The organism is Amycolatopsis sp. H20-H5 (assembly GCF_035828755.1).
In the GTDB taxonomy this organism is placed as follows: domain Bacteria; phylum Actinomycetota; class Actinomycetes; order Mycobacteriales; family Pseudonocardiaceae; genus Amycolatopsis.
This window is the reverse complement of sequence record NZ_JAYMZS010000210.1, coordinates 1-7,894: the sequence shown is the minus strand read 5'-3', so window position 1 is coordinate 7,894 and position 7,894 is coordinate 1. Positions and strand designations below refer to the sequence as shown.

At 70.7% G+C, this 7,894-nt stretch carries 10 protein-coding genes; 5 read left to right on the top strand and 5 right to left on the bottom strand.

The window, feature by feature from the left end:
* The first annotated feature begins 274 nt into the window (after positions 1-274).
* Together QMK34_RS46155 and QMK34_RS46150 are read left to right on the top strand one after the other, a co-directional pair.
* Positions 275-1,204, top strand: coding sequence for an ATP-binding cassette domain-containing protein (locus QMK34_RS46155; RefSeq protein ID WP_326421295.1), 930 nt, complete (start codon positions 275-277; stop codon positions 1,202-1,204).
* A complete protein-coding gene (locus QMK34_RS46150; protein ID WP_442785368.1) occupies positions 1,201-1,992 on the top strand; it encodes an ABC transporter permease in 792 nt (263 codons plus the stop codon). Before QMK34_RS46155 ends, QMK34_RS46150 begins: the two co-directional genes overlap by 4 nt.
* A 175-nt stretch (positions 1,993-2,167) precedes the next feature.
* Here QMK34_RS46150 and QMK34_RS46145 read toward each other — a convergent pair whose 3' ends face one another.
* Together QMK34_RS46145 and QMK34_RS46140 are read right to left on the bottom strand one after the other, a co-directional pair.
* Positions 2,168-2,809, bottom strand: a complete 642-nt coding sequence (locus QMK34_RS46145) for a DUF4232 domain-containing protein (RefSeq protein ID WP_326421293.1) — start codon at positions 2,807-2,809, stop codon at positions 2,168-2,170.
* 103 nt (positions 2,810-2,912) lie between these two features.
* Entirely contained in the window at positions 2,913-3,470 is a 558-nt protein-coding gene (locus QMK34_RS46140; RefSeq protein WP_326421297.1) for a TetR/AcrR family transcriptional regulator, read from the bottom strand.
* Positions 3,471-3,542: 72 nt separating this feature from the next.
* Between QMK34_RS46140 and QMK34_RS46135 the strand changes: the two genes are divergently transcribed.
* Positions 3,543-4,679, top strand: a complete 1,137-nt coding sequence (locus tag QMK34_RS46135) for an FAD-dependent monooxygenase (protein ID WP_326421291.1) — start codon at positions 3,543-3,545, stop codon at positions 4,677-4,679.
* Here the strand turns inward: QMK34_RS46135 and QMK34_RS46130 are convergent.
* Positions 4,676-4,909 carry a hypothetical protein gene (locus QMK34_RS46130; RefSeq protein ID WP_326421289.1) on the bottom strand — a complete coding sequence of 78 codons (234 nt, stop codon included), beginning with the start codon at positions 4,907-4,909 and terminating at the stop codon, positions 4,676-4,678. The two genes, QMK34_RS46135 and QMK34_RS46130, sit on opposite strands and share 4 nt — an antisense overlap.
* Before the next feature lie 449 nt (positions 4,910-5,358).
* Between QMK34_RS46130 and QMK34_RS46125 the strand changes: the two genes are divergently transcribed.
* Together QMK34_RS46125 and QMK34_RS46120 are read left to right on the top strand one after the other, a co-directional pair.
* Positions 5,359-6,216, top strand: a complete 858-nt coding sequence (locus QMK34_RS46125) for a helix-turn-helix domain-containing protein (RefSeq protein ID WP_326421287.1) — start codon at positions 5,359-5,361, stop codon at positions 6,214-6,216.
* Between the two features lie 16 nt (positions 6,217-6,232).
* Positions 6,233-6,424 (top strand): DUF397 domain-containing protein, encoded by a 192-nt coding sequence (locus QMK34_RS46120; RefSeq protein ID WP_326421286.1) that lies wholly within the window; start codon positions 6,233-6,235, stop codon positions 6,422-6,424.
* Between the two features lie 61 nt (positions 6,425-6,485).
* On the opposite strand, the gene QMK34_RS46115 is transcribed toward QMK34_RS46120, so the two are convergent.
* Both QMK34_RS46115 and QMK34_RS46110 read right to left on the bottom strand, forming a co-directional pair.
* Positions 6,486-7,133 (bottom strand): response regulator transcription factor, encoded by a 648-nt coding sequence (locus tag QMK34_RS46115; RefSeq protein ID WP_326421285.1) that lies wholly within the window; start codon positions 7,131-7,133, stop codon positions 6,486-6,488.
* On the bottom strand, positions 7,111-7,894 hold a 784-nt coding region (locus QMK34_RS46110), incomplete at its 5' end, for an ATP-binding protein (protein ID WP_442785367.1). The genes QMK34_RS46110 and QMK34_RS46115, both read right to left, overlap by 23 nt.

Genomic DNA, 7,894 nt, shown 5'->3' with positions numbered 1-7,894 from the left:
CCACCAAACGCGTCACCCGCCGCGCCCCCTGACCCCGTCCCGACCTCCCCCTCACACGTGACGGCAATCCCCGCACACGTGACGGCAATCCCCGCACGAGTGTCGCCCCTCTGCTCACACGTGACGGCGATCCCCGCACGCCACCGAGGCCGCGGCAACCGCCCCCAGAGGTCCGGACCCTGCCGAAAGTCGGGTACCGGACGGGACCGGCGGCGGATGTCCGGCGACGCGCCCGGCCCGCATGCTCTCCCAGCAACCGATCCGGGAGGGCCACATGATCACGCTTCGAGGACTCACGAAGCGCTACGGGGAGAAGACCGTCGTCGACGGTCTCACGTTCGCCATCGAGCAGGGCAAGGTCACCGGCTTCCTCGGCCCCAACGGCGCCGGGAAGTCGACGACCATGCGGCTGACCGTCGGCCTCGACGCGCCGGACGACGGCGAGGTGCTCATCGACGGCAGGCGGTACGCCGAGCTGCGGCACCCGCTGCGCGAAGTGGGCGCGCTGCTGGAGGCCAAGGCGCTGCACCCCGGCCGCAGCGCGGGCAAACATCTGCTCGCGATGGCGCGCAGCAACGGGATCCCGGCGAGCCGGGTGGACGAGGTGCTGGCGACGGTCGGGCTCACCGACGTCGCGGGCAAACGCGCCGGGTTGTTCTCGCTCGGGATGGGACAGCGCCTCGGGATCGCGGGCGCCCTGCTGGGCGATCCCGGGGTGCTGATGTTCGACGAGCCGGTCAACGGTCTCGACCCCGACGGCGTCCGGTGGGTGCGCCAGCTGATGCGCTCGCTCGCGGCGGAGGGACGCACGGTGTTCGTGTCGAGCCATCTGATGAGCGAGATGCAGCAGACCGCAGATCACCTGATCGTGATCGGGCGCGGCAGGCTGCTCGCCGACGCGCCGGTGGACGAGTTCATCGCGGGAAACTCGCGGAGCTCGGTTTCCGTACGGCTGCCCGGCACCGGCGATCTGCGGGCGCTGCAGGCGCGGTTGCGCGAAACCGGCGCCGCGACCGAAGCCGGTGGGCCCGGGGAGCTGATCGTGCACGAAGTCCCGGCGAGCCGGGTCGGCGATCTGGCGCACGAACTCGGCGTCCGGCTGCACGGCCTGACGGACCGGACGGCGTCACTCGAACAGGCGTACATGGAGCTGACCGCGAGTTCGGTCGAGTACGGCAGTCCCGCACCGGAGGTGGCGGCATGACCACGATGACCCGCGAGGCGACCGGCGGCGGCCTGTCCGGCGCGATCTCTTCGGAGACGACGAAACTCTTCTCGGTGCGCTCGACCTGGTGGTGCCTGATCGCGGGTGCCGGGCTGATGCTGGCCTACGCCGGACTCCTCGGCGCCGTCCAGCACGTCGGCGCCGAACACCCGGATTCCGCACACCGCATCGTCTCCGGCGGCGCGTTCCACCTCGCGCAGTTCGCCGTGGTCGCCCTCGCGACGCTGTTCGTCACCAGCGAATACGCCAGTGGCAGCATCCGGTCGACGTTGCAGTGGGTGCCGGTGCGCCACCGGATGCTCGCCGCGAAAGCCGCGGTACTCGTTCCGGTGCTGTTCGGCTACGGCGTGCTGCTCGCGGCCGCCGGGATCGCACTGGCCGGACCGCTCGTGGCCGGGCACGGGCTGCCGACGACCGCCGGGAACGTGCTGGCAACGGCAGCGGGGATGGGCGCCTACTTCGCGCTGCTCGGACTGCTGTGCCTCGGCCTGGGCACGGCGCTGCGCAGCACGGCCGGAACGATCGTGACGGTGTTCGTGCTCCTGCTGATGATCCCGATGTTCACCGGTTCACTCGGCGCGGAACAGCTCGTCGACTACTTCCCTGGCTTCGCCGGGGTCAACGCGATGACCGAGCCAGGCGTGCCCAACGCGGTCTTCGGCGCCGTCTCGCCCTACGCGCCGTGGGTCGGCGTCGCCCCCGCCGCGGCCTGGGCGTCTGCGGGCCTGCTCGCCGGCGCCGCCGTGCTCCGCCGCCGCGACGCGTGAAGCGGGAGCAAAGGACCTTTGCTCCCGCATGGCGGCGTCAGAGACAGTCGAAAACGGGAGCAAGGGTCCTTTGCTCCCGTTTTCGAGCGACACGCGGGGGCGCGCGGAGGCCGTGCCCCTGAAGGGAGCCTTCACGGCGTTAGACGCCGTGATGGTGGCCTTCAGGGGCAGTCGGCTACTTGACGACCTGCACCGACAGCTGCCCCGACGAGGTCGACGAGCAGGCCTGCTGCGGGTAGGACACGAACATCGCCGCAGTGTCGCCCGGGGCGTACACGCGCAGGCCACGGGCGTCGACCGGCTTGCACTCGGGGCCGAAGTTGCCCGCGTTCGCGATCTTGAGCGAGCTGACCGCGCTCTTGCCGGGGGCGAGCGAGACGAGCTTGCCCTCGCTCTTGGCCTGGCGATCCGCGGGCTTACCGACCTGCTGGCCGTTGTCGCCGGTCACGAACGACACGCCCGGCGAACCCTGCAGCGTGCAGGTGCGCTTGCCGGTGTTCGTGAACTGCATGCCGGGGAACGAGCTGCCAGCCCCGGCGCCGTCACCAGGGGTCATCGTGATCTTCAGCTCGGCGGCCTTGCAAGAGCCGTCACCACCGGGAGTGTCTGCGCGCTCGGCAGCGCCGCTCGAAGACGGCGAAGGCGAAGCCGAGGACGCGGGGGACGGGGAGAGCGCGGAAGCCGAAGTGCTCGGGGACGCCGCTGCCGGGGCCGCCGTGTCGCTGCTGCCGCAGGCGGCGAGCAGGGCGCCGGTGCCGAGGACGGCGGCCACCAGGGCGGTCTTCGCGAACGCCTGGTGCTTGGTCATGATCGCCATGGTTGATCTCCTCCAGCTGTGCGGTGGGTGCACTCAGGTAGATGCATGAAGGGGCCGTTAAGTTGATCCCTGACACGATCTTTGTGATCCATGTCAAAAGTTGTCAACCCCGGCCGAGTCCGAACCCTGCCAGCAACTCCCGTGCGCCGAGGACGAGTTCCCGCAGTTCAGGGGGGTGACCGGAGCCAGTTCCGGCCAGCGAGTCGAAGATCGTGCCGTCGATCCAGCAGATCAGGATCCGGGTGTGCCGTGCCGGGTCGGCCGAGCCCGCTTCGGCGAGGATCTCGCTGCAGCGGCGGCGGATAGCGAGGCCGCCGCGGTCGTAGGCCGCGCGCAGCTCGGGGCGGCGGGTGGCCTCCAGCGCGAACTCGTATCGCGCCAGCATCCGCACGCGGCCGTGCACGAGGGCGGCGTGCACGAACCCGGCCAGGTACTCGGCCAGCCCGCCGGGCACGGGCTCCATTGTCACCTCGTCGAGTTCCACCATCCGGGTGATGGCCAGTTCCAGCAACGCCGCCCGCGTCCGCGCGTAGTACGACGTCGACCCGGTCGGCAGCTCCGCTCGCCGATCCACCGCGCGGTGGGTCAGCCCGCGCATCCCCTCGGCCGCGATCACCGCGATCGCCGCGTCGCCGATCGCGGCGAGTCGCTCGCCCGTCATCCCGGTCACCGCGCCACCCTAGCCGAGCCTCTACAGGAGTAGAGTCCTCTACATCCGTAGAGGGAGGACGTCATGACGAAGCGGCACGCGGTGGTGGTCGGCGGCGGGATCGGCGGGCTGAGCGCGGCAGCAGGCCTGCACGCGACCGGCTGGCGCGTGACCGTGCTGGAGCGAAGCGCCGAGTTCACCGAGGTCGGGGCGGGAATCTCCCTGTGGCCCAACGCCCTGCGCGCGCTCGACGCACTGGGCGTCGGCGAGCGGGTCGCGCCGCTGCTGGCCGAGCAGTCCACCGGCGGCCTGCGCGATCACCGCGGCCGCCGCCTCACCCGCTTCGACGCCGAGGTGTTCCGGCGGCGGCACGGTCGTCCGCTGGCCGTCGTGCACCGGGCCGAGCTGGTCGGCGCCCTGCGCGACGCGCTCCCGTCCGCGAGCCTGCGCCCCGGCATCGAGGTCACCGATCTGACCCGCGACAGCGTCGTGCTTTGGGCCGGGGGCGAGCTCCAGGCCGATCTGGTGGTCGGCGCGGACGGAATCCACAGTGGACTCCGCAGGCGACTCTGGCCGTCCCTGCCCGGCCCGGTCCACAGCGGCACGGCGGCGTTTCGCGGAGTCGCGAAGCTCGACAGGCCGGTCGAGCTCAGCACCAGCTGGGACAACGGCGCCGAGTTCGGCGTCCTCCCGCTCGGCGACGGCCGCGTCTACTGGTGGGCGGGCTACGTGACGCCCGAGGGCGGACGGCACGACGCGGCGTTCCTGCGCGAGCGGTTCGGCGGCTGGCACGACCCCATCCCGGACCTGATCGAGGCGACCAGCCCCGCCAACCTCCTGCACCACGACGTGTCCTTCCTCAGCACACCACTGCCCAGCTACGTCCACTGCCGGGTCGCCCTGCTCGGCGACGCGGCCCACGCGATGCCGCCGTTCCTCGGCCAGGGCGGCTGCCAGGCGATCGAGGACGCCGTCGTCCTCGCCTGGGCGGCCTCGCGCACCGACGACGTCGACGAAGCCCTCCGGACCTACGACGCCGAACGCAGGCCACGCTCCCAAGCCGTCGCCCTGGCGTCGGTCCGCGCCGGAAAAATGGGGCTCCAGCTGCAAAACCCACTCGCCGTCGCCGCGCGCAACGGCCTCCTGCGCCTGCTCCCCGGCTCGGCCACCGCGCGCATGGGCGCGTCGCTCAGCGCCTGGACCCCGCCCGCACTCGGCTAGAGCTCACGATCCGGGTCGCCGCCGGGCTCGAGCGGCTCGGTCCGGCTTCCCGGCGGCGCGACGATCACGGGCTGCAGATGAACCAGGGTCCCCGAAGCGAAAGTCACGGTCGCGCCGACCGGGCACCGGCTGAACCCCGCCTCGGTGAACGTCCGCACCGCAACCACGCCCGGCTGCGGATTTCGCCGCAGCGAATCGGTCAGCCAAGCCTCGAAGTCACCTAACAGCACCGCTTTTCCTTTCCCCGACGACCCGGCGACGCTTCCACCTGATGTAGGCACCGGCACATCGCTGACAAGGCGGACCAGGTGGAACCAACATCGAGACCGGCGTGACGACGTGGCCGCACACGGCACGAGCGTCGGTCCCCCACCTGCGGCAGCGCGAGAACTCTTCATCGGTGACGGCGTGATCGCGGCCATCCGACGCGGAGCGGAACCAGGTCACGTAACGCATCGATCCACCTCCACGAATCAGTCGGGACGAGCGGCGCGCGGAGGCTGGGTAGGAGTCCGTCGGCCTCGACGCGCGCCGCCCGCATCACCACCATCTCAGCAACCATACCCGCTACACAAGACATCATCCGCGCAAATTGCGCGTTCATTCGATCAGGGAGTGCGGTCGCGTTGCGTAGCTGCCGTAGTCTCGCGTCGGCAAGTGATCCAGCAGGAGGTGACCGGTGGCAGAGTCGTTCGTCCCGAGTGTCCGGCTACGGCGCATCGCCCGGGTGCTGCGCGACTGGCGCGAGCCCACCGGACTGTCCAGCGGCGAGGTGGCGGCGAAGGCGGGCTGGTCGGCGACCAAGCAGTCCCGGCTGGAGAACGCCAAGATCCCGATCACCCCGGTCGACGTCCTCACCCTCGCCCTGACCTATGACATCCCCGAAGCCGAGCGCACGCAGGCGTTCAACGCGGTACAGGCGGCCCAAGCTCCACAATGGTGGGACGAGGTCACGCAGGGCGGTCTTCTCGATGACATCCGCGACTACGTCGAACTCGAAGCCGAGTCGACGACGGCGCGCATCTTCAAGATCGACCTCATCGCGGGCCTTATGCAGACCACCGACTACGCCACCGCGCTCGTGCGCGGCTACGACCCGTCAGTGTCCGAACAGGTGCTTCAAAGCCGGGTAGACGCCCGGGTCAAACGGCAGGCCAGGCTGCGCGGCGACGACCCGATCCGGCTCGAAGCGATCGTGGCCGAAGGCGCCTTGCACATCCAAGTCGGCGGTCGCGAAGTAATGCGTGAGCAGCTTCGACACCTCATCGACCTGACCGCGCTTCCGAATGTGGATTTGCGCGTCCTGCCCGCGGCGGGCGGAGCCCATCCGGCAATGGGAGTTTCGTTCGCTCTGCTTTCCTTCGCCGACGGCGAGCCGGATGTCGGGCACATCGAGCTACAAGAACGCAGCGTCTATCTTGAGGAGGCGAGCGACGTCGTTCCGTATCGGCGGACGTTCGACAGCCTTCGCGAACTCGTGCTTGATCCTGAGGAGTCCGTCAAGCTCATCGCGGAGGTCGGCAATCTGAAACGCTAACCAACTGGAGGACGTTATGTCCGCCCCCGACCTCACCAAAGCGTCATGGCACAAGAGCAGTTACAGCAACGGTGCCGGTGGTGAGTGTGTCGAGATCGCCCAGATCCCCGGGATCGTGGGCATCCGGGACACCAAGGATCGCGACGGCGGCAGCCTGGCCTGCCCGGCCACCGCCTGGACGGCCTTCCTCGGCCAGATCCGCCCCTAAAAGTCCCTGAAGGCCACCATGACGGCGTTTACCGCCGTCATGGTGGCCTTCAGGGACAGTTTCAGACCAGCCCGGCCTCGTGGGCGAGGATCGCCGCCTGCACCCGGTTCTTCGCGCCCAGGCGGCTCAGGATCGTGCTGACGTAGGCCTTGACAGTGCCCTCGACGACGAAAAGGTGTCCCGCGATGTCCGCATTGGACAGTCCGGAACCCACCAGCGTCAGCACTTCACGTTCCCGCGCGGTCAGCGTCTCGACCTGCTCACGGGCGGCGGTGCGGCGCGCGAGCTGCCCGCCGGACAGGCGCGCGATGACCCACTGCGCGACCTTCGGGGCCAGGAAGGCCGCGCCCCCGGCGACGGCGTGGATCCCGGCGAGCAGCTCGTGGGGATCGCCGGACTTGAGCAGGAACCCGCTCGCGCCCAGGCCGAGCGCGCGCTCGATGTAGGCGTCCTCGCCGAACGTCGTCAGCATGATCACGCCGGTTTCGGGCAGGAGGCGCCGGATCTCCTCCGCGGCGGCCAGGCCGTCCATCGCGGGCATCCGGATGTCGAGCAGCACGACGTCGGGCCGGGTGAGCCGCACCTGCTCGACCGCCTCGCGCCCGTCCGCGGCCTCCGCGACGACCTCGATGCCCGCGTCCGCGCCGAGGATCGCGGCGACCCCGGCCCGGATCATCGTCTCGTCGTCAGCCAGCACTACCCGGATCACGCTGCCCCCTGATGACTTCGTCCTCGGTGATCAAGTCCTTCGACGCGAGCTTCTCGCCCGCGAAGCAGAGCCGGTACGCCGTGTAGTTCAGAGTGAACACGGTCCGGCCGGTGCCGTAGTACTCACATCGCGTCCGCGGCGGGCTGGGCGACTCGAAGTCCCGGCCCGGCCGCGAGAGCCGCTGCTGGTCCGGCAGCAGGCTCGCGAACTCGGCCCGATGCTGACCGACGCGGATCCGGTCGTAGTCCGCGCCGGGCAGCTCGGAGCCGTACCAGCCGACCAGGAAGACGATCCCGCTGACGGCGACCACCGCACCGAACAGCCCGGCCGGGACGGCGATGGCCTGGATGAGGCTGACGCGGACGTCCCGGCGGGCCCGCTCCAGCTGGCGCGCCGACTCGGATCGGCGATCCTCGGCAGGCGGCGGCTCGCCGGGCGCGGCGTCGTGCGGCAGGGACGCGGCGACCTCGAACCCGCCGTCCTTCGGCTCGGCCAGCAGGGTCCCGCCGAGCAGCCGGACGCGCTCGCGCAGGCCGATCAGCCCGCGTCGCCCCGAGTGGCCGCCCGGCAGCGGCCCGGCAGGCGGCCGCGCGTTGGTCACCAGCACGTCGGTGCGGTTCTCCGCGCGGGTCACCCGGACGGTGGTGGCGGCGCCCGGCGCGTGCTTCGCGACGTTGGTCAGGGCCTCCTGCACCACCCGGTACGCCGCCCTGTCCACCATCGGCGGTCGCGCCGGATCGTCGTCCACAGTGGACTCGATG